A 20454-nucleotide genomic window follows, 5' to 3' on the forward strand; every position below is an offset into this window, starting at 1 on the left:
TCACGCGGGTTTGGTAAAGTTACCGCATCGCGCCCGTCGAAAAGGAGCATATCCTCGTGAAACTTTCAAGGAGCTAGAATGAACGTACCGGATAGAGCGGAAAAACCGAAAAGTTCTTTGTTTTATAACCTGTGTGGGCATCGTCGTGGATGGGTCGCCCGACTCTGCGCGTAATCGGCGTCTGTCTTGGACCTAGGCTGGCACGTCGGCAGTCTGCGCTGTCGGACGTCGAGTTGCCAAGCGCTACGACCGCTGCCCCACGGCGTACTTCTCCGCAGTCGTTCTCGCCGCCACCGCGATGTTCTGGGTGTTATCAGCAGTTCGACTCTGGCCTCTCGATCCATCTCAAGATCGCTTAGTCGCGCCCTTGCAATCCATCGCCACTCCCGTAATCTCCGCAGTGCGTCATTAACGACGCCGAGGCTTGAGAACCTTGCTTGAACCAGATCCCCCTCGGCAGTCGGCCGGGTGGCCGGTGCATCATGTCCAGGTCGCTTGCGGCTAAAGGCATCGGCGCATGCCCTCAAGCGTGTTCTCAACGCCCGGCTCCACTGACGTTCAAACCGAGTGGAGGGACAGCGTGCGCATTTTGACGACGATAGCCCATGAACGAAATTATTGCGCTTGGCGGTAGCTGTGGCTGGCCAATGTCATCTTGTTGCCGCCCCCGATCCGGTGGACGAAGCTGATCCCCTGCCCCCTCTCGACGACGAAATTCTGAGCCCGCTCGGGACATTAGAAACGCTTTATCGACGTAACGCAGCGCGGCTCCGACGGATGTTCAAACGGCGCGCCGGCTCGGACGATGCCGACGATTTGCTTCACGATGCTTTTGTTCGAATCGCTTCCATCTCGTCAGCCACCCCGATCGCGAAACCGGACGCCTATCTCAGTACTGTAGCGGTCAATCTGCTGCGGGATCGCGCGCGAGCGGCGGCACGGCAGGCTCTCGAATTCCACTCACCGGTCGATGAGACGAATATCATCGACCTCGGCCTACATCGAACGCTTGAGGATCGCGATCAACTCGCCCGGCTCGAAGTCGCTCTGGAACGATTGCATCCTCGGCGGCGCCAGATATTTTTGCTCCATCGCATGGAGCATAAGACATATGCTGATATCGCGATCGAGGTTGGGATGAGCGTGAAGGGGGTCAAAACGCAAATGGCGAAGGCGCTCTTCCAGCTTCGGCGTGACGTTGGTCCCTTGTAATGCGCCGTGATGCAGGGCCGCCAATTAGCCCAGGCATTCTGAAACGCGCCTCGGATTGGCATGCGCGGATGGCCGCGCCTGACGACGTCGCCGAAGTCGAAGCGTTCGAGGCGTGGCTTGCGGCAGACCCGTTACATGCTCGCGCCTATGATCAGTTCGAACGCCTCGGACAATTGGGCGGAAGCGCTGCTCTGCGCCTCGCGATCAAGTCTGATGCTACTGCGACGAGAGTTCGGCGATTCCCCGCCGCCGCAGGTTTTGCCGCGGCCTTGGCCCTTGTCGTCGCCAGTGCGCTTTGGATTTATGACGGCGCGTCCAGCGCCCAGGCGGCCGTCAATAACCCCGGTCCGGCGGTACGGGGCATTCGGTTGCGCAGTGGCGTCGTCATCCTCCTTGACGAAAAGACTCGACTTCTCGTCTCGACGGCATCCAGCGCAAACGAAGTCACCCTTCAAAGCGGCAGAGCACGCTTCAAAGTGCGCCAGCAGAATAAGGTGCCGCTCACGGTTATCTCGGCAGGTATCGCAATCGTCGCCGAGACAGCGACGTTCGATGTCACGCGCCGCGGCGAAGATGTGACGATCGCCGTTATGGACGGAGGCCTGTCTGCACAGCAGACTCATCCCACCCGTGAAGCGACGCCAATCGCCCCGGGCGAAGGCGTCGCCACGCGCGCCGGGAGTTTGGAGAAGATCAGCGGGCTAAGCGATGATCTGCGCTGGCCAGACCGGCGCGTGCAATTTGATAATGTGCCGCTCCGCGATGTCGTAATGGTCATCAATCGTCGCAGTGGCAGTCCAATCCTTCTTGCTGACCCAACCATCGCAAATCTTCGCGTGTCCGGCACGCTTGATCTGACCGATCCGCGTGCTCTGGCAAGAAAGCTGAGTAGCGCACTCGATTTACAGCTTTCCGAGACCCCAACCGGGATTCTGCTCCGCCGATAAAAAACATTGCGCGGTAGGGAGGGCCACGCATCCTTTCCCTTCGTCAATCTCTGCACGACGCAACCGATCCGAGTTGCGCGAGAGCGGAGCGAAAGCGATGACAAGGGGATATTTTCTATCGGCAACGGCGGCGGCATTGTCGATGGCCGTTTCGGCGACGGCGCAAACCACGCAACAGCAATATGTCATCGAGCAGCAACCGCTCGCCGATGCCATCAAGGCTTGGGCAGACCTGTCCGGTCGCGAAGTCGTCGTCGCGTCCGACATCCTCGTCGGGAAGCAAAGTCGTTCGATCGCCGGCCGCTATACGCCCGAAGCCGCCTTGACGGCGCTTCTCGATGGCTCGGGTCTTCGGCTCTACGCTGTTGAAGGCGCCTTCGTGATCCGGGCTGAGCGCGGCAATGACGCTTCGGCCGGTGCCGGCGCTCCAAGAGCGGCCGATGTCGTGGTGACGGGAAGCCGCATCCGCGGGGCGCCGATCGCGTCGCCCGTCATAACGCTTGATCGCGCAGCGATCCGAGACAGCGGCATCTCGACACTTGGCGATGCCGTTCGCACGCTGCCGCAAAGCTTTGGCGGCGGTCAGAATATCGGCGTTGGATTGAACGTCCCAACCGAGAATGGAGCCAACACCGGTGGCGGTTCGTCCGCCAACCTGCGCGGCCTAGGTAGCGACGCCACCCTGACCTTACTCAATGGGCATCGAATGCCCTATGGCGCGGCCCGTCAGAGTGTCGATATCTCCGCCATACCGCTTCTGGCAGTCTCACGACTCGAAATCGTCCCGGACGGATCGTCCGCGCTCTATGGTTCGGACGCAGTTGCCGGCGTCGTCAATATCATTCTCCGGTCACGATTCGACGGGATAGAAACCAGTGCGGAACTCGGCGGCTCGACCGACGGCGGCAATTTTCGCCAGCTCTACGGCGCGATCGCGGGCCGTAGCTGGCAGAGCGGCGGCGCGTTTCTCGCCTACGAGTATAACCATACTACCTCGATCCAAGCGGACGATCGCGACTATACCGCAACCCGCAGCCGCGGCCTCACCCTGTTTCCAGGCGTTCGCCGGCACAACGTCGCCGCCAGTGTCCAGCAGTCACTCTTGCCGAACGTCGATCTCGCCGTCGATGCGATCTTCAACAGCCGGAATAGCGGTTTTCGATATGCGCTGAACGCCGCAGGCGATTACGCGATCAGCCGGGGCTTCCAGACAACGGAAGCGCAATCCTTCTCGATCGCACCGCGCCTCGATGTCGATCTGATGGGTGAATGGCGCGGGCATGTGATCGGCAGCTTCGGCAAGGACCGCGTCGATTACGAGGCCGCTAATATCATCGGCACGACAACCGTAAGTTCGTCGAAGGGATGCTACTGCAATACGGGATATTCGGTCGAAGTCGGGGGGGACGGCACGCTGTTCCAGCTCGCCGGTTCGCCAGTGAAACTCGCCATCGGCGGCGGCTTTCGCGGCAATCGCTACGTCAGCTTCCGCGGCGCTGGCGACCTGCAGAACATTCGGCAGAAACAGTCGATCAGCTTCGCATATGGCGAAATCAATGTTCCGCTCCTGACACCCGAGCGCGCCAGCCCGCTCGGCTATCGGCTCAACATCACCGGGGCGGTACGCTATGAACATTATGCGGGAGCCGGCGGCGTCGCGACGCCGAAGGTCGGTTTGATCTATGCGCCGACGCGGTCATTCGATCTCAAGGCGAGTTGGGGGCGCTCGTTCCGGGCACCAACCTTCCTACAACAATTCCAGTTCCAGCAAGGTCTCGCCCTTCCGGTCGCTCGGCTCGGCGGGACGGGCTTCGCTGCCACGGCAACCGCTATCGTCCTCGTCGGCGGCAACCCCGATCTTGCGCCCGAACGCGCGCAAAACCTCTCGGCGACGGTGGCGTGGCACCCGACGTCGATCCGCAACCTCGATATCGAACTGAGCTACTTCAGGACCCGATATGTCGACCGCGTCGTCAACCCGATCAATCTGACGGCGCAGTCTCTGAGCAATCCCATCTTCCAACCGTATGTGACGCTGAACCCGACCGCGCAGCAAGTGCAGAATGCGATCGCCGTCGCCGACCTGTTCACCAACTCGACGGGAACGACCTTCGATCCGACGCGCGTCGCTGCAATCGTCAACAGTCTTAATGTCAATGCGGGACGCCAGACCGCTGCCGGTGTGGATGTCCTGGCGAATTATCGGTTCACGCTTGGGGCTGGCGAGCTCTCGGCGCAGGTCAACGCGAGCTATCTCGAGAGTGATCGTCAGCTCACACCATTAAGCGCGGTCCAGCGTCTTGCCGGCAGCGTATTCAATCCGCCGAACTTCCGCGCGCGGGGAACCATCGGCTGGCGGTCGAAACGAATGACGCTGACGGGAACGCTAAGCCGCATCGATGGCATCACGGATGTCAGGACCACCCCCGCCACCGCCGTCGAGGGTATGACCACTCTCGATACAGTTCTTCAATTCCGCCCGGGAGATCGCGGCATTCTGACAGGATTGGAGATCACCCTTTCGGCGCTGAATATTACCAACGCCAAGCCAGCGTCGATCTTCACGACCAGCGTGACGGACACGCCGTACGACTCGACCAACTATTCTCCCGTCGGTCGCTACCTGTCGGTCGGAGTGTCGAAGCGGTGGTAGTCGCAGCACGATTACACTGGGCAGCCGCTGTCCTCGCGATGGCAGTCGGGCCGATCGGTTCGGCAACGGCCTGCAGCGCCCTGTCGAAATCCTCCGCGGTTCCTCCAGGCGAAAAGCGCCGGATCACTGCGCAGGACCTGATCGGTCTTCGCGAAATTGGGCATCCGGACAGCGCGCTGTTCGGCTTGCCCAGTCCCCTCGCCGTCGATCCTTCGCGCCGGAGCATTGCCTTCGTCGTTAGTCGCGCGGATGCAGAGACGAACGCCTATTGCCGGTCGCTCGTCGTTCTCGAGCTCGATGGTCGCGCCCCTGCCAAGGTCATCGACAGCGGTGGCGACATCATCGTGCAGAACGTCACCCGCGCCGGCATCCTCATCGCGAGCGGCTCTCCATTATCGGTCGTTCCACTCTGGTCGCCGGATGGATCGACGCTCGCGTATCTGCGACGGGACCAGGGCAAGACTCAGATCTGGCTGGCCGACCGGGACGGACAGACCGGACGTCAGCTCACCCATTCGGACGTCGACGTCGAGACGTTCGAATGGGGGGCAGATGGCCGGGGCCACCAAATCCTAAACCGTTCGTGGCCCCCATTTCGTGGCCCCCAAACGGGTGGGATGTCGTGAAATCCCGCGGCACGATCTGCGACGACCAATGCCTCAAAATACCAGCTTTTCTGCGGGTTCGCGAGGTTTTAGCGGTTGATTTTCGGGGGGTGAATGGTGCCCCATACACCACCCGGATGGGCACCGTTATAATTGGAAAATTGCCGTCAAGCGTCCAGAATCAGCGAGCGTGGTGCGTTTACACGCTGTCTAGGAGCGGGATTTTTTCACCTTCCGACCGACAAGATCGGCTAGCGTCCGCGGTCGTGGTGTAATTTCCTGGTGTAGATGACGGTGTTGCCGGGGGTGGGGCTAGCCCCACCCCCGGCGGCGGCGTCTCGGTGGCCACCGGGTTCATCGGTTATGGTGGAAGTGTCGAAGCCCCACCCACCCGAGGAGTTGTTCCCGATGACCGACGACAGACTACCGCTTGCCGAGCTGATGGCGAAGACCGGAGACGGCGATTTCCTGCGCAGCGTTGCCGAGAGCGTGCTGCAGATCATCATAGAGGCCGATGTCGACGGCCTCATCGGCGCCGGTCGTCACGAGCGGTCCGGCGAGCGCAGCACCTGGCGCAACGGCTATCGCGACCGCAGCCTGGATACGCGGTTGGGCACGCTCAACCTGAAGATCCCCAAGCTGCGGACCGGCGCCTACTTCCCGGGCTTCCTGGAGCCCAGGAAGACGGTCGAGAAGGCGCTGGTCAGCGTCATCCAGGAGGCGTGGGTCGCCGGCGTCAGCACGCGCCGCGTCGACGAGTTGGTCCAGGCGATGGGGATGACGGGCATCTCCAAGTCGAGCGTCTCGAAGCTGTGCAAGGACATCGACGAGCGGGTGAACGCGTTCCTGAAGCGCCCGCTCGCCGGCGAGTGGCCGTATCTCTGGCTCGACGCCACCTACCTCAAGGTCCGGGAAGGCGGCCGCATCGTCAGCGTCGCCGCCATAATCGCCGTCGCCGTCACCACCGAGGGCAAGCGCGAGATCGTCGGGCTGCACATCGGTCCCAGCGAGGCCGAGCCCTTCTGGTCCACCTTCCTGCGCGACCTGGTGAAGCGCGGGCTGAAGGGCGTGAAGCTGGTCATCAGCGACGCCCACGAAGGGCTCAAAGCCGCCATCACCCGCGTCGTCGGCGCCACCTGGCAGCGCTGCCGCGTCCACTTCATGCGCAATGCGCTGGCGCACGTGCCCAAGGGCCAGAACACCATGGTCGCCGCCGCGATCCGCCAGGTCTTCCTCCAGCCCGACCATGCCGCCGCCACCCAGACCTGGCGTCACGTCGCCGACCAGCTGCGCGCTCGCTGGCCCAAGCTCGGCGCCTGCATGGACGCCGCCGAGCACGACGTGGTCGCCTACATGACCTTCCCCGAGCAGCATCGCGCCAAGCTGCACAGCACCAACCCGCTCGAACGCCTCAACAAGGAGGTGAAGCGACGCGCCGACGTGGTGGGCATCTTCCCCAACGAGGACAGCATCACCCGCCTCATCGGCGCCGTGCTCCTCGAGCAGAACGACGAATACCAGCTCCAAAACCGCTACATGCAGATCGAGGGCATGGCCGCCCTCGCCACACCACAGATCGAGGAGGTCGCCCAGCTACAGATTACACCCAAGGCCGCCTAACCGATGCGGCCCGGTGCCACACCCGTAATTACACCACGTTGACGGACATGACCTCCCGGGTGCGCCGGCGGTGGTTCGTGTCAGCATCGGCCACAATGCGGCGATGTGTTGCGCCAGCGGCTGGGCGTCCGGCTGCGCGTCTTCATTGTAAACCGGGATATCGAAGTGCGTCGCGACGAAGTCCCGCAGTTCCGCGTCGTCCGCCGGATTTGCAGCTCGCCATGCCTAGACGATCGCATGTGGCGGAATGCGCGGCACGGCATCGGCGAAGATCTTGGAATCGGCGAACAGCCCGCGTTCCTGGACTGCAGCGAACAACGCCCCGAACAGCTGCGCCGGTGTCGATGGCCGGCTCATGCTCTCCGCACCTGACGCTTGCGGATCGACGGCAGGAGAAGTGCGATCAGCGCCATCGGCACCAGCACGAAGTAGAATGCCTGCGCTCCCGGCAGATGCTCGAACAGCATCGCGGTCGCGAAGGACCCGATCGTCCCACCCAACGCAGAGAAGATCACGATCAGCCCGACCATCGGCGGATGGCGATGCCGCGGCAGCGCGCTGAGGGCGATCGAGCAGATCGTGGGATAGATCGGCGCCAGGAAGAAGCCCAACAGCGGAAACAGATAGGCCGCGAGGGGCATATTCGCCCAGCCCGGATCTTGGCGAAAGCGCCCGCGTCCGATGGCCCGAGTTTCTGTCTGTATGGTCTAAACCGCGTCATATCGCCAAGCCGATCCACAAAAGGAACCACCCGGTTTCCTTTTCGTTTGCGGCCTTGAATTCAAATTCTCAAAATAAGTCAACAGAAAGGAAAATGATGAAGATCGTGATCTCCGCCACGCTGCTTTCTTTGGTGTCGGTTCCGGCTTTCGCCCAAGCAGTTGCCCCATCCACGTCAGGAACGATGACCAGCGCGGATGTCGGGGTAGAGCCGATTGCCAGCCAAAGCGGCCCAAACTACGTTCTCGCCGCGTCGGACGCGAACGTCTATCAGATAAAGGCTGCCCAGCTTGCCGCAACGCGCGCGCACCGGGACGATGTCAAATCCTACGCCAAGCGCGTCCTCGCCGAGGCACAAAGCAGCCAGAAGGCACTGATGGCAGCGCTCAAAAACGATCAGCGCACGATCAGGGCACCTTCGTCAGCGTTGTCGGCCGACCGCGCTGCTCTTCTCAAGTTGCTGCAAAAGGCACCCAAGAGCGCTTTCGACAACCTCTATCTCACCCAGTCGGCGCAGGTGCAACAAGCGGCGTGGGCAATCCACAAAGGATACGCCCAAGACGGCACCGATCCAGCGCTGCAACAGATCGCCGGCACGGCTGTTCCCGTGCTGGAAAACGAACTCACCACCGGCAAGTCACTCACGCCCTCCGGGCTTGCGGGAAGGTGAACCAAGCTGGGCCGGGCCGAATAGCTCCCGGCGGCCTGGCCCAGCGTTTTAAACTTTTTTATCATGGCATAAGTTGATGAGGATACAACCAGACTATCAAGTAGCGGATATAACCGAGGCGTAAAATCTATCGATTTCTAGTAAGCGCAAATATGACCACAGCAATTCCCCAAAAAGCTAGCGATACGTATATTTGTTGACTAAAGAGAACCGCTCCCCCTACGATCAGACTGGCAGCGAGTACATCTCTTTGGGGCGACGGCCCCTCCTTGTTCGGTGATGGTGATGACACATGAACCGGGATTGTACCTGACTTTGCTACTTTCTCCACCAGTCCAATTAAGTCGGGAGAGGCTGCGGCCAAGCGGCCGATTCCTGCGGCCAGGCGGCGCCCACCTTTTCTCAGTTCGGCAGGACTAATTCGCTCGCGCGCAAGCTCGCGGGCGATCGGCATCGCCCTAGCCGCGATATCGAACTCTGGGTCGAGAGTCCGTACCAATCCCTCGGCGGTCAGTAATGTGCGCAGGAGCAAGGCAAGGTCGGGCGGCAATGCCAGACGGTATTGGCGCAGTAACGTGAACACGCGCGAGAATATCTCGGACAGATCAACCTGTTTCAGGACAGCGCCACGAAACTGACCGATCAGAGACTCAAGATCCCGTTGCAACCCATCCACCTCAACGGTCCGGTCGCCTGACCAGTTTATCAGCACATCCGCGACCGCGCGCGGATTTTCTCCCGCGATGGCTAGGACCAGGGTGACCAGCTCCGAGCGACGGTTTGGAGTCAGCGTTCCGGTGGCGCCGAAGTCGATGAAGGCGATCTTTCGGCTTGGAAGAACGAATACGTTCCCGGGATGAGGATCTGCGTGAAATCGGCCGTGAAAGATGATCATGCGCAATATGGCGTCCGCGTAGGTGCCTGCAATTGCGGCCGCGTCTGTTACCTCGTTTACTGCAATAAGGACGCCGCGCACCGAGACTCCTTCAAGCCGCTCCTGGACGTTGACGCGGCGGCCGACATAGTCCCAAAAGAACTTCGGTGTCCTCACGCCTAGCGTGTCAAGAAATGACCCAATCCCCTCACATGCTGCCGCTTCGGCGCTCAGATCCATTTCTTGAGACAGGCTCTCGGCGAAGAAGCGCAGCAGTTCGTCAATTTTAAGCCGCCGCAGTTCCGGCACGCGCCGTTCGGCCAGACGCGCGAGTCGTCGTAGCAATCTCAGGTCAGCGTCGACGCGGGTCGCTATTCCCGGGCGGCGCACCTTGACGATAACTTCGGTTCCATCGGGAAGGGCTGCACCGTGCACCTGGGCAATCGACGCCGCGGCAATTGGTATCCGATCGAAGCGTGCGAAGACATCAGCAATGGGCGCACCGAGAGATGAGACGAGTTCGGGTTCGATCTCGTGGAATGATACCGAGGGAACTTGATCCTGTAATGTCGATAGCGCACTCACCCAGTCCGGTCCCAGAAGATCGCCACGTGTGGCGAGAAGCTGGCCCAACTTTATTGCGACAGGGCCTAGATCGCGAAGAAGCGCGACTACCCGAGTTGGTGTGTCCGGCTCGACGGACCATGTCAGCGGACCGCTCGCCAACCCGACGCGTGAGGCGAGGCCACCGAGTCCGTGACGTGCGAAGATTCGTGCAAGCTCTCCAAATCTTTCCCGCTCGCTCAACGGAATATCTTCTGCAACCTTGGTCATTGCACATTCTCGATACTGAGCTTGGGAGGTAGACAGCCAGTAATAAAAAGCTCGATGCCCCGTCTCACTCGGGCGCGGGCGTTTTCATCATAGGCCGGGGGGGCGAGGCCGAGTGCCGCGCGGCGCATAGGTGCGACGATCACGAGGATCACGAACTGTTCAGCGGCGAAAACGGGGTCCGGTAGATCGAGTTCACCCTTGGCGGCAGCAGCCCCGAGAATGCTCGCCACCCACTGAGCGGCGCGCTGGAAGCCGAACTCGTGAATATTCGCGGCAAGTGCAGGAAAGCGCACGGCCTGCGCGATTACGACACGTTCCATTGAAGCGATGCGCGGCGTAAGCAGCCACTCGAGAAGCACGTCGGCTATCGACTGCAGCCTGTCCACGACAGCAAGATCCGCATCGACGGCCGGCTCCAGCGCCCGAAGTTGCGTGTCAATCTCGTCGAGGATCACAGCTTCGAACACACGCGCTTTGCTGCCGAACCTGGCGTAAAGAGTCCGCTTCGAGATCTTTGCACGCTCGGCGATCATATCAGCGCTCGCGCCGTCAAAGCCATGTTCGAAGAACATTTCACGAGCGCTTTGCAGAATATGGGAGGTGAGGCGGATCGCTGCCTCTGCCGTTGGCCTGCCAGTCCGACCGCCCCGCTTGCCGCTCCCCGATCGCCCCTTCATTTCAATCTCGCCTCCGCCATGCCTGATAGTCGCTGAAATCGGCGACCGGTTGCCAAGATGCGCCACCATGTCCTGCTCACGCGCTCACGGCCACCGCCTTGTTCAATATGGGGAGATCCCTGAATACAATCGGGGGCGGTCCCGAGGATGAACGTCCCTCGTACCACGAAGCGCTGGCGCTAGCGCGATGGTGGTGGCGGCTGTTTTGCTGAATTGTAATCGGGCAACTTTGGCGCCCCGAACAGCTGGAGTCCTTCGCGATCAACGCGCTCGACCTGGTCGCCGAGGCGCTGTGTCGTGGATCGCGCCGAGCGAACGGACTCTGTGACCTCACGGCTTCGGCCTTCGAGGGCGCGAACGGCCGGGCGCAGCGCCTCCACATCGCCACGAAACTCTTCCGCCGCGCGCTGAGCGCTGCGCAGCTTGTCATCGATTCCAAGGCCGGCATCGCGATGCGCTTCCAGCTTGGCGCGGATGCGGGTGGCGCGCTCGCCGACACCCGCGATCGAGTTGCCTACCCCGAGCATTCCGTCTCCCGCCCCGGCTATCCCGTCAGCCAGTCGAGCCGCCTTGGTAGGCCAAACCGCCGTCTTAGCGCTCAGTTCGGCCAGTCGCTCGCGGGTCCGCTGCTGCCCCTTCTCATCAAGATCGGTCGAAATGTTATCGACCGAGCGGCTGATCTTTTCGATCAGCGTGACCGGGTCACCGCCTGAACCGAGAAGCCCGCCCTTCTTTTCAGGAATGACCGGAAGGGACTCGCCATTGGTTGCCGCAATCGCCGACGCCCCCTTCTGTCCGCCGTCCAGGATGATGGTTGCGTCCCCGCCAATGAAGGATCTTGAAATCTGCGCCTTGACGCCTTCTACGATCGGTATCTCAGGGTTGAGACGGACGGTAACAAGCACGGTCGAAGGGTCTTGGCCGTCGAATCGTACGGCTGTTACCAGACCCGCGGAAACGCCAGCATAGGTGACGGGCGACCCGTTATTGACGCCTGTCACGCTGTTCTTGAAGCGGATCAGATACTCTCGACCATCAGGATTCCTGGCCGCGAGAAGCCAGAACGCAAACGCGAACAGAGCGACGGCAATGGCACCGATCACCGAGAACACCAGCAGGCGGTTCGAGCGAGTCTCCATAGCCTTGACCAACCACTAAGTGCGGCACATGGATATGTAAACCTAACGGTTCCGTTTTCTTTTTTACGCTCTTGACTGGACGGGGACTGGTTGGAACGCTCATTTGTGAATGCTGGAGGTGAGATCACCGTGCCGGAGGACGCCAATGCCACGGGCATCATCATTCCGTGGAGCGCAGAGCTGGGTTTCCGTCTCCTTTCGGTGGGCGATGGCCTGTGTTCTCTGCGACTGCCTTGGCGTCCCGATCTGAGCGGGTCCAACGGCGGGATTGCGAGCGGAGCGATCGCCAGCCTCATAGATCACGCATGCGGCGCCGCCGTGATGTCCCGGCTGGAGCGGGTGTCGATATCCACTCTCAACCTCAAGATCGATCATATTCGTCTACCAACGGCCCGCTCGCCAGTGACGGCGTGGGCACACTGTTATCGAGTGTCCGAGATCATGACATTCGTGCGTGCGGAGGTTTGGGACACCGATCCGGCCGAGGTGTTCGCCGCGGCTCAGGGCGTTTTCTCGATCAATCGAGGGGTTGCGGCGTGAGCGCCGATATGCGGACAGCCGTGATTGTGGCCACGTCGGGCTTCAGCTCGAAACTCGGCAAAATGATCGACGTAACCGAAGAGGGCACGCTCTGGACGCTGTCGCCTACGTCCGACCTCATCGGCAACCCGGTGGTGCGGGCACTTCACGGCGGCGCAGTCACAGCGTTTCTTGAGCTCGCCTGCGGCGTCGTTCTGGCGCGCCAGTTGGACCATGACAGTATTCCGCGCCTCATCAGCATGAATGTGCAGTTCCTGGCGTCGATGCGGCTGGCACCGGTGATCGCGCGTCCACAGGTGCGGCGGATCGGCAGGCGAGTGGCGGTGGCGCAGATCGAGGCATGGCAGGATAGCCCTGACACGGTCGTATGTGCGGCACAGTGCGAGTTTCTCTGTGAATTCGCCTGAAGCGGGCTCGTCTCGATGCCCGCGTGTACGGTCTAGAAGGTGTACGTCAGCCCGGCTGCGGCCGAGAACTGATCGGCGTCGCCGACGACCATGACGATCGGGCTGCGCTTATACCTACCGAGCATCCGGCCGTAGAGTATGCCGGCTCCTATGCCGAGCCCACGACGGAGATCCCCGCTCAGGCTCTGAACCGCGAACGCCGTCAGATTGTAGCGCTTCCAGCCTGAGTCGTTGATCGAATACGCCCGCAGCCCGCTCGCGAGCGCGCCCGCGGGCGTCACGCCGAAATAGGTGCGCCCATAGCCTTTTCCGACATAGTCAGCCGACGCTCCGATCGAGACGAGCGTTCGGGGCGAGAGCGGCGTCGTATAGTTGACCTGGGGGGTGATGACGTAGCTGTCGTGGACGTCGGAGACGTCGTGAACGTAAGCGACCCGCACCGTCAGCGTATCGTAATCGCTCGTACCGACTCCGGTACGGCTCACACCGATGTAGCCACCGGCTTCCCATGCAGTGTCGATCTTCCCGAGCGCACGGACCTGCAGGTTATCGACTTTGTTGGTGCGGTCGAGCCGCGCCGCGCCGATCAGACCGAGCTCGAAATTCGTCCGCGGTCCATCCCCGCTAGGCACGAGGTTGACGTAGAGCTGGGTCCCGCGTGTGAATACGTCGTGCCCGGCGATCTTGCCGACGATCACGGCTCCGGGAGTTACGCTGTTCTGGTCGGAACCCTCGTAGTCCGGCAAGGTTGCGGCACCGACACCGATCGTGATGCGGGAGCGATCGTCTTCGACACGCTCGTCGGCCTGTGCATGGGCATTCGATGCCGAGAGAGCGCACCCGCCTAGCGCGGCCAGGCCGATCAGCCGAATTACCGTGCCTTTTTCGCCAACCACTCGCCTACTTTCCAAACCAAGTTCGTGGCTGGAAATCAGCCCGACTACATCCTATGATACGGAACGGTTTACATATCGCAAGGGCGAAGAGTGGCAGATCGCAGGGATTTGGAAGCAGACGCACGTGGGCATGACGATAAAGAAGCCGGGCGCGGCGATCGGCCAAAGAGCGATGACGGAGATCGGGCGAGCAAACCCGGTCTTCTCAAGCGATATCCGGTCATCCGTTACGTCCTGATCGTAGCGCTCGTGGCCGGCATTGTCGCAGGCGCCGCTTGGTACCTGAATTACCGTGAGCGCGGTCAATATCGCCAATCGACGAACAATGCGTATGTGCGCGCCGACTTCGTGACGGTTTCTCCCAAACTGGGCGGGTATGTCGAGCGGGTTCTCGTGCGTGACAACCAGCCCGTGAAACGCGGGCAGCTTCTGGCCGTGCTGGATCCGCGGGACTATCGCGCAGGCGTTGCACAGGCGCAGGCGCAGGTCGCTTCGGCCGTCGCCGGCATTCGGACGGCACGCAGCACGCTCGACGAGCAGCGCGCGGCCATCGCGCAGTCGGCGGCGCAAGTTTCCGCCGCCGAAGTCGCCGCCGAGGCCGCAGCCGCGGAGGTCCGGCGCTACGAGCCGCTCGCTCGGTCCGGGGCGGAATCGCGCGAGCGGCTGGCGGCCCTGGTGCTCGAGCGCGATCGCGCGGTCGCGAACCTGCGCGCCCAACGGGCCACCTATCTGGCGGCAAGGCGCGGGCTGGACACGCAGAATGCCCGCATCGGTCAGGCTCTGGCTCAACGGGAAACCGCGCAAGCGCAACTCGACCGCGCTTCAACCGACCTTGGCGCTGTCGAGCTTCGCAGCAGCATTGACGGCGTGGTTGCCGACAAGGCGGTGCGGGTGGGTCAGTTTGTCCAGCCCGCGACCCGGCTCATGTCGATTGTGCCGGCGGACCAGCTCTATATCGAGGCGAACTTCAAGGAGACCCAGGTCGCCCTCATGCGCGTCGGCCAGCCGGCGACCATCAAGGTCGATGCGCTGGACGGAGCCGAGCTGCGCGGCCGGATCGAGAGCTTCGCGCCCGGCACCGGCGCGCAATTCTCGGTGCTGCCTCCCGAGAACGCGACCGGCAACTTCACGAAAATCGTCCAGCGTGTGCCGGTGAGAATCAGCATCGAGGCAGGACCCGAGGCGCGCAAGGTGCTGCGGCCTGGTCTCTCGGTAGAGGTCACGATCGACACCATCGGTGCGAAGGGCAGCCGCAAGCGGATTGAGGAGGAGAGCGAGCGGCTGCGGCGCGGGGAGGCGCAGGCCCAGCGGTGATGACCCGTCAACGCGCGAGCGCACGGGACTGGCTTGCGGTCGCCGCGGGCACGATCGGGTCCTTCATGGCGCTGCTCGACATCTCGATCGTCAACGCGGCGCTCCCGACGATCCAGGGTGAGATCGGCGCCAGCGGGACGGAGGGGACCTGGGTGGCGACGTCATACCTGGTCGCCGAGATCGTCATGATTCCGCTCAGCCCCTTTCTGGTGCGCCTGTTGGGGCTCCGAAATTTCCTGCTCGCCGCCGCCGTTTCGTTCACCGGCTTCTCGGTGATCTGCGGCCTCTCGACGACGCTGCCCATGATGATCGCCGGTCGCGTCGGTCAGGGATTCACCGGCGGCGCGCTCATTCCGACCGCCATGACGATCATCGCCACGCGGCTGCCGCCCTCACAACAGCCGATCGGGACCGCGGCCTTCGGCGGGACGGCCATTCTTGGACCCGTGCTGGGCCCGATCATCGGCGGCTGGCTGACCGACAACTACAGCTGGCACTATGCGTTCTTCCTGAACGTTCCCGTGTGCGCTGGCCTGGCGGTTCTACTGCTCGTCGGCCTCGACCACGAGCGGCTGCGTCTCAATCAACTGCGGAACGCCGATTGGCTGGGCATAGCTGGGCTGGCGATCGGGCTCGGCTCGCTCACCGTCATGCTGGAGGAGGGGCAGCGGGAGATGTGGTTTGAATCGGCGATGATTATCAAGCTCGCCCTCGCCACGGTCTTTGGGTTCACACTCATCGCCATCGGCCAGGTGAGGTCGCCGCAGCCGGTCCTGAAACTGTCATTGATCTTCAGCCGCACCTTCGGCAGCGTGTTCGTGCTGAGCCTCGTGATCGGCGTCGTTCTATACGGGGTGACCTTCCTGATTCCTCAGTTTCTGGCGGTAATGGCCGGCTACAGCGCGCTGCAGTCGGGGCAGGTCGTGTTCGTGTCCGGTGTCCCGGCGCTGCTGATGATGCCGTTTCTCCCGCTCGCCTTCAAATATCTCGATGTCCGCGTGGCCGTCATCATCGGCATGGTGGCCATCGGGGTCAGTTGCGCGATGGATTGGAGCATGACGGCGGACACCGCCGGCGGCGACCTCGTCGGATCGCAACTGGTCAGGGGTTTCGGCCAGATCTTCGCGATGATGTTCCTCAACCAGGCGGCGATCAGCGCCGTCGCGCCCGAGGACGCGGGCGATGCGTCCGCCCTCTTCAATGCGGGCCGCAACCTGGGCGGGTCCATCGGTCTCGCGATGATGGCAACCCTTCAGGATCGTCAAACCTTCCTGCATTTCAATCGGATCGCCGAATCAGCGTCGGCGAACGCGGCGGCGACGCAGGAATGGTTCGGTCGCGCGATGGCGGGGGCGGCCGGCGAGGCCGGGGCGTATCGCCAGCTGGCGGGCCAGATGCTCCAGCAGGCGACCGTGATGGCCTATAACGATCTCTACGTCGTCCTCGCGATTGCGATCGCCGTCACGACCCCGCTGGCGCTGTTCCTTCGCCCCATCCCCTCCGGCACCCAGATGGCCATGCATTGATGATCCGCTTCCTGATCCCCGTACCGCTCCTGCTTGCCGGCTGCACGGTCGGACCCGACTATGCGGGGCCACGCCCCGTCGCGAGTGCCGAAAGAGCGGGTGCGACGTTCCGCCGCGCCGACCCTGCCCAGACGGTTGCTGAGCCCCCGCTGGCGCGGTGGTGGGAGGCGATGGCCGACCCGCGCCTCAACGCGCTCGTCGAGCGCGGGCTCGCCGCCAGTCCCGATGTCGCGATCGCAGAGGCGAGAGTGCGCAAGGCCCGCGCCGCGGCGCGTGAGCAACGGGCCAACAGGTTGCCCTCGGTATCCGCGACCGGGACCGCCATCATTGCGGACCTCCCCGCCGGATCCCTCGCCCTCCCGTCGCAGGGAGAGCAGGACGACCGGATCAAGGCCGAGTTCTATAACGTGGGCCTCGACGCCTCCTGGGAGATCGACCTGTTCGGCGGGCGCCGCCGCGCCGCGGAAGCCGCCTCCGCGCAGGCGGACGCGGCCCGTGCCAACGTGGCGGACGCGCAGGTCCGCCTCTCCGCCGAGATCGCCGATAATTACGTGACGTTGCGGGAACTCCAGCAGCGGCTGGTGCTGGCGCGCCGATCCGCCGCGCTGCTGGCGCAGTCGCTTGCGCTTCTCGAGCAGCGCGAGCGGCGCGGCGCGTCGTCGCGCGACGACGTCCTCCGCCTGCGCACCGAACTCAACCGGACGCAAGGCGGCCTGTTGCCGCTCGAAGGCCAGATCGCGGTGACGCTCGACCAGCTTGCGCTGCTCACGGGCGACGAGCCCGGTGCCCATGATGCCACCCTCTCCTCCTCCGGGGCCATCCCCTCCGTCCCGGCGAGCGTCGCGATCGGCGATCCTGAGGCGATGCTGCGGCGCCGGCCCGACGTCCGGGCCGCCGAACGGCAACTGGCCGCTGCCACCGCGCAGATCGGCGTCGACGTCGCGCGCCAGTTCCCCTCGGTCAGCATCATGGGAATCATCGGCCTTGGCGGCCCGAATATCGGCGACGTCGTGGATACCGACAATGTGTCGAGCTTGTTGTTGCCGCGGATCAACTGGAGCTTTCTCGACTTCGGCCGCAATCGCGCCCGGGTGGAGCAGTCCCGCGCCGGACGGGACGAGGCGGAGGCGCAGTATCGCAAGTCCGTCCTTGCCGCCCTGTCCGATGCCGAGACGAGCCTGTCGCGTTTCGGCAATCTGCGCGCGACCCTCCTGTCGAGCTACCGGAGCGCCGAGGGCGCCCGGCAGTCTTCTCGCTTCGCGGCCCAGCGGTTCGGGAGCGGAGCTGCACCGCTGACATCATCCATAGACGCAGAACGCGCGGCGCTGACGGCGGACATCTCCGCCGTGGAAGCGCAGGGGCAGTTCGTTCGTGCGTTTGTGGGCCTCCATAAGGCGCTCGGGCTCGGCTGGGCAGCCTCGAAATAGGCGGGACCCACAGAGCGGAACCCGCTGTGGGCGACCAGAGCGGCTCGTCCCTATTTCGACGCGGGATGGCTGACCAGCCGTTACAGACTATAGCTACGTGGAAATAGTCCGCTATGTGCCCACCATTTTTCAGTCAGCGCTTTGCGGGCCCGTTCAGTGCGAACCCACGTCTGCCGAAGGCGGCCAAGATCAGCGTGCGCAGGGTCAAACACCCTCATCGCTATCAGCAGATGAACATGCGGTAGAATCTCGGGCGTTTTTTCGTCTCCGGTTCGATGATGGATGGCCCAATCAACCACCATGCCTTGGCTGGAAAGATGGTCTTCGCAGAAGCCTTCTACGAGGTTGCGCCAGCCGTCCGCGCCTTCTTGCAACGGCAGCGAACCCACCGCGTGCGCGCAAACCGGCTCGTCAGGGCGATACATCACGGCGTGCCGGTCTGCCTGTATCCACAGTTTGATCCCCTCGAGTGACGGAATATTGGCGCGCTGCGGCCCGCAACGCCCGACCGCGACGAGGTCGTCTCGGCGCGACCAGTCAGGCGTCGGGCCGTAATCATCGATGCCATGCTGCCGATTGATGTAGAGCCAGCTTGCCTTCGCGGTACGATGCGTTCGAAGCAGCTCGGGCGCATAGCGTCCGCTGAGTTCGCGCACCGGATAGCGGATGTTGAAGGGACGATCGTGGTAGAGCGTCGTCATGAGATTTCCTCTCTCGGTGGTTCGGCCGGCGATGACCGCCGTCGCTGCGGCGGAATGCCGCGAGGTTTGTGATGTGATCGAAGAGCGACCGGGTTAGGTGCTGCAAACCCAGGTTTCGAACGCCTTGAGCGCCGCGGCACCCGCGCCGTTTGATTCGGCCAGCCAAAGCCGCCACGCCGCCATCGCGCGCTGAGCGACGTCGGCGCGCAGCGCATCAACGTCGATGAACGCCCAAGCGCTTTCTATCTCGGCGTACGAAAGTGGCGTGACGTCGATGCCGCGTCCGGCGGCGACCGCCGCGAACGCCGGCGCCGCCGCACCACCGTGCGCGATGGCCAGATCGACACTCGGTGTCGTGACCAATGCGGTCAGGCGATCGAGGAAGCTGCGCGCGACTTCGGGTTCGACGTCGCTGCCCGCTTCGAGCAGCGGCATGACGATCGCGTCGGCCAGTTGCCAGCCGATCACGATGCCCGTGGCGGGCATCGCACGGGCGGCCCAGGTAAGCAGCAGCGCTTCGCCCTCACCGGCGCCGATAGCACGGCGCTGAAGCGAGAACTGCCAGCGATCCTCGGAATCACGCTCGGCGATCAGCATACCGATCGCCACGACGTGGGTCATGGCAGGCGTCCTGCCTTCGGTTGCAGCTGGGGTCTCTACCGTGGTGATGGCCAGCGAGACGAAACGGCAGATGTCATTGGTCATGGTGGTTTTCCTTCAGACGTGCGCCATCGCACCGCCGACAAAGGTCGGAGGCGTGGGGGCGTTGGTTGGGTGGAGAGCCGGTCAGCGACCGGGTTGGTCGGTCAGAAGATCGGTCGATCGCCGGCGAAAGCGCGTTCGTCGGCGGCCTGACGCACGCGCCGATCCGCCTCGGTCAGCGCACGAGTAACGCGGTGGCGTAAAACCCGGGACCGAGCCCAGAGCGCCGGGCGACAGGTCGCGAAGCCGCGCAGATGCGCGAGTTCTGGCGCGGACTCGAACCAAGCGGCAAGGTCGGCGAGCGGCTCGGCGATCCTGCGTTCTTCATTGGCACGGAACGCCGCCCAGTGCAGCCAGACCAGGTAGGTCGCGATGACGTCCTCCTCGACATATCGGGTGATCGCCGCCGTATCGCCGGCGCGCCACAGCTCGCCGACCTCCGATCCGTGGGTGCTGGTCTTCACCGGAATGTCGAGCGCCGCGCAGATCTCGGCCAGGCCGACCCGACGCGTCCCGCCGTAACAGGAAAACTGGTCTGCGAGATCACAGTGATGCGGTCCGTAGCGGTGGGCGTGCGTGTGATGGCTGAGACCGTCCAGCTCGAACTGTCCGGCGGCCATCGCCTGGATCTGCAGGACGGGAAAATCAAATCCTCGGCCGTTAAACGAGACGCTTGTCACGCGCTCGGGCAGCAGTCGATCGACGCTGGCGTAAAACACGGTCTCATCACCTGGATGGCAGATCAGCGTATCGAGCCGAAACTTGTATCGATGATCGGGCTGCCAGTCCGCGCTGAGAAACGACGCCGCGACCGGCTTGTGACGCGGCCACGGCGGGAAGCTCCCGTCGGCCAGCTCCTCGTCAACCACCGTTTCGATATCAAAACAAACCACATGTTCGGTCGCATGATCGTCACTCGGACGCTGGGGATATATCGATCGCATACTGCGGATCCTTGGATGAAGGACATGTGCGCGAGCGTCGCGCCCA

At 63.0% G+C, this 20454-nt stretch carries 19 protein-coding genes and 1 pseudogene; 12 read left to right on the forward strand and 8 right to left on the reverse strand.

The genetic code is table 11. The features are described from left to right. Nucleotides 1-226: 226 nt before the first annotated feature. The 6 genes and pseudogenes from JW805_12660 (at nucleotide 227) to JW805_12685 (ending at nucleotide 7037) form a co-directional block, all read left to right on the forward strand. Nucleotides 227-310 (forward strand): annotated as a pseudogene (locus JW805_12660) (IS5/IS1182 family transposase). A gap of 314 nt (nucleotides 311-624) precedes the next feature. Continuing rightward, on the forward strand, nucleotides 625-1212 hold the full coding sequence (locus JW805_12665; GenBank protein MBN2972869.1) for a sigma-70 family RNA polymerase sigma factor: 588 nt from the start codon (nucleotides 625-627) through the stop codon (nucleotides 1210-1212). Next, nucleotides 1212-2159 (forward strand): DUF4880 domain-containing protein, encoded by a 948-nt coding sequence (locus tag JW805_12670; GenBank protein ID MBN2972870.1) that lies wholly within the window; start codon nucleotides 1212-1214, stop codon nucleotides 2157-2159. Before JW805_12665 ends, JW805_12670 begins: the two co-directional genes overlap by 1 nt. A 97-nt stretch (nucleotides 2160-2256) precedes the next feature. Continuing rightward, the gene (locus tag JW805_12675; protein ID MBN2972871.1) at nucleotides 2257-4812 is read left to right on the forward strand and encodes a TonB-dependent receptor; all 2556 of its coding nucleotides are present in this window, start codon (nucleotides 2257-2259) and stop codon (nucleotides 4810-4812) included. A 38-nt stretch (nucleotides 4813-4850) separates the two neighbouring features. Next, complete coding sequence (locus tag JW805_12680; GenBank protein MBN2972872.1) at nucleotides 4851-5438, forward strand: PD40 domain-containing protein; 588 nt, start codon at nucleotides 4851-4853, stop codon at nucleotides 5436-5438. Nucleotides 5439-5825: 387 nt separating this feature from the next. After that, nucleotides 5826-7037: an IS256 family transposase gene (locus JW805_12685; GenBank protein ID MBN2972873.1), complete on the forward strand. Its 1212-nt coding sequence runs from the start codon at nucleotides 5826-5828 to the stop codon at nucleotides 7035-7037. Between the two features lie 353 nt (nucleotides 7038-7390). Here the strand turns inward: JW805_12685 and JW805_12690 are convergent, their stop codons facing one another. Continuing rightward, nucleotides 7391-7678, reverse strand: coding sequence for a hypothetical protein (locus tag JW805_12690; GenBank protein ID MBN2972874.1), 288 nt, complete (start codon nucleotides 7676-7678; stop codon nucleotides 7391-7393). Nucleotides 7679-7854: 176 nt separating this feature from the next. Here JW805_12690 and JW805_12695 point away from each other — a divergent pair, with 176 nt between their 5' ends. Further along, nucleotides 7855-8427, forward strand: a complete 573-nt coding sequence (locus JW805_12695) for a DUF4142 domain-containing protein (protein MBN2972875.1) — start codon at nucleotides 7855-7857, stop codon at nucleotides 8425-8427. A gap of 127 nt (nucleotides 8428-8554) precedes the next feature. On the opposite strand, the gene JW805_12700 is transcribed toward JW805_12695, so the two are convergent. From JW805_12700 to JW805_12710, 3 genes are all read right to left on the reverse strand, one after another. After that, nucleotides 8555-10135: a hypothetical protein gene (locus JW805_12700; GenBank protein ID MBN2972876.1), complete on the reverse strand. Its 1581-nt coding sequence runs from the start codon at nucleotides 10133-10135 to the stop codon at nucleotides 8555-8557. Further along, entirely contained in the window at nucleotides 10132-10881 is a 750-nt protein-coding gene (locus tag JW805_12705) for a TetR/AcrR family transcriptional regulator (GenBank protein MBN2972877.1), read from the reverse strand. Before JW805_12705 ends, JW805_12700 begins: the two co-directional genes overlap by 4 nt. Before the next feature lie 110 nt (nucleotides 10882-10991). Then, entirely contained in the window at nucleotides 10992-11951 is a 960-nt protein-coding gene (locus tag JW805_12710; GenBank protein ID MBN2972878.1) for an MCE family protein, read from the reverse strand. 90 nt (nucleotides 11952-12041) lie between these two features. Here JW805_12710 and JW805_12715 point away from each other — a divergent pair, with 90 nt between their 5' ends. Further along, entirely contained in the window at nucleotides 12042-12491 is a 450-nt protein-coding gene (locus JW805_12715) for a PaaI family thioesterase (protein ID MBN2972879.1), read from the forward strand. After that, nucleotides 12488-12898: a PaaI family thioesterase gene (locus JW805_12720; protein MBN2972880.1), complete on the forward strand. Its 411-nt coding sequence runs from the start codon at nucleotides 12488-12490 to the stop codon at nucleotides 12896-12898. The genes JW805_12715 and JW805_12720 overlap by 4 nt, the downstream gene beginning before the upstream one ends. A gap of 32 nt (nucleotides 12899-12930) precedes the next feature. Here JW805_12720 and JW805_12725 read toward each other — a convergent pair whose 3' ends face one another. Beyond that, a complete protein-coding gene (locus JW805_12725) occupies nucleotides 12931-13794 on the reverse strand; it encodes a MipA/OmpV family protein (protein ID MBN2972881.1) in 864 nt (287 codons plus the stop codon). A 222-nt stretch (nucleotides 13795-14016) separates the two neighbouring features. Here JW805_12725 and JW805_12730 point away from each other — a divergent pair, with 222 nt between their 5' ends. Genes JW805_12730 through JW805_12740 form a run of 3 tightly spaced genes read left to right on the forward strand, consistent with a single transcriptional unit; the run spans nucleotide 14017 to nucleotide 18061 of the window. Then, nucleotides 14017-15108, forward strand: coding sequence for an HlyD family secretion protein (locus tag JW805_12730; protein MBN2972882.1), 1092 nt, complete (start codon nucleotides 14017-14019; stop codon nucleotides 15106-15108). After that, nucleotides 15108-16634, forward strand: coding sequence for a multidrug efflux MFS transporter (locus tag JW805_12735; GenBank protein MBN2972883.1), 1527 nt, complete (start codon nucleotides 15108-15110; stop codon nucleotides 16632-16634). The genes JW805_12730 and JW805_12735 overlap by 1 nt, the downstream gene beginning before the upstream one ends. Beyond that, complete coding sequence (locus tag JW805_12740; protein ID MBN2972884.1) at nucleotides 16634-18061, forward strand: efflux transporter outer membrane subunit; 1428 nt, start codon at nucleotides 16634-16636, stop codon at nucleotides 18059-18061. Before JW805_12735 ends, JW805_12740 begins: the two co-directional genes overlap by 1 nt. An 80-nt stretch (nucleotides 18062-18141) precedes the next feature. Here JW805_12740 and JW805_12745 read toward each other — a convergent pair whose 3' ends face one another. The 3 genes from JW805_12745 to JW805_12755 form a co-directional block, all read right to left on the reverse strand. Next, nucleotides 18142-18762, reverse strand: coding sequence for a MobA/MobL family protein (locus JW805_12745; GenBank protein MBN2972885.1), 621 nt, complete (start codon nucleotides 18760-18762; stop codon nucleotides 18142-18144). Between the two features lie 93 nt (nucleotides 18763-18855). Continuing rightward, nucleotides 18856-19467 carry a hypothetical protein gene (locus tag JW805_12750; GenBank protein ID MBN2972886.1) on the reverse strand — a complete coding sequence of 204 codons (612 nt, stop codon included), beginning with the start codon at nucleotides 19465-19467 and terminating at the stop codon, nucleotides 18856-18858. 101 nt (nucleotides 19468-19568) lie between these two features. Then, a complete protein-coding gene (locus tag JW805_12755) occupies nucleotides 19569-20357 on the reverse strand; it encodes a ribonuclease H-like domain-containing protein (protein ID MBN2972887.1) in 789 nt (262 codons plus the stop codon). Between the last annotated feature and the right edge of the window lie 97 nt (nucleotides 20358-20454).

It is taken from the genome of Roseomonas aeriglobus (genome assembly GCA_016937575.1).
In the GTDB taxonomy this organism is placed as follows: Bacteria; Pseudomonadota; Alphaproteobacteria; order Sphingomonadales; family Sphingomonadaceae; genus Sphingomonas; species Sphingomonas aerigloba.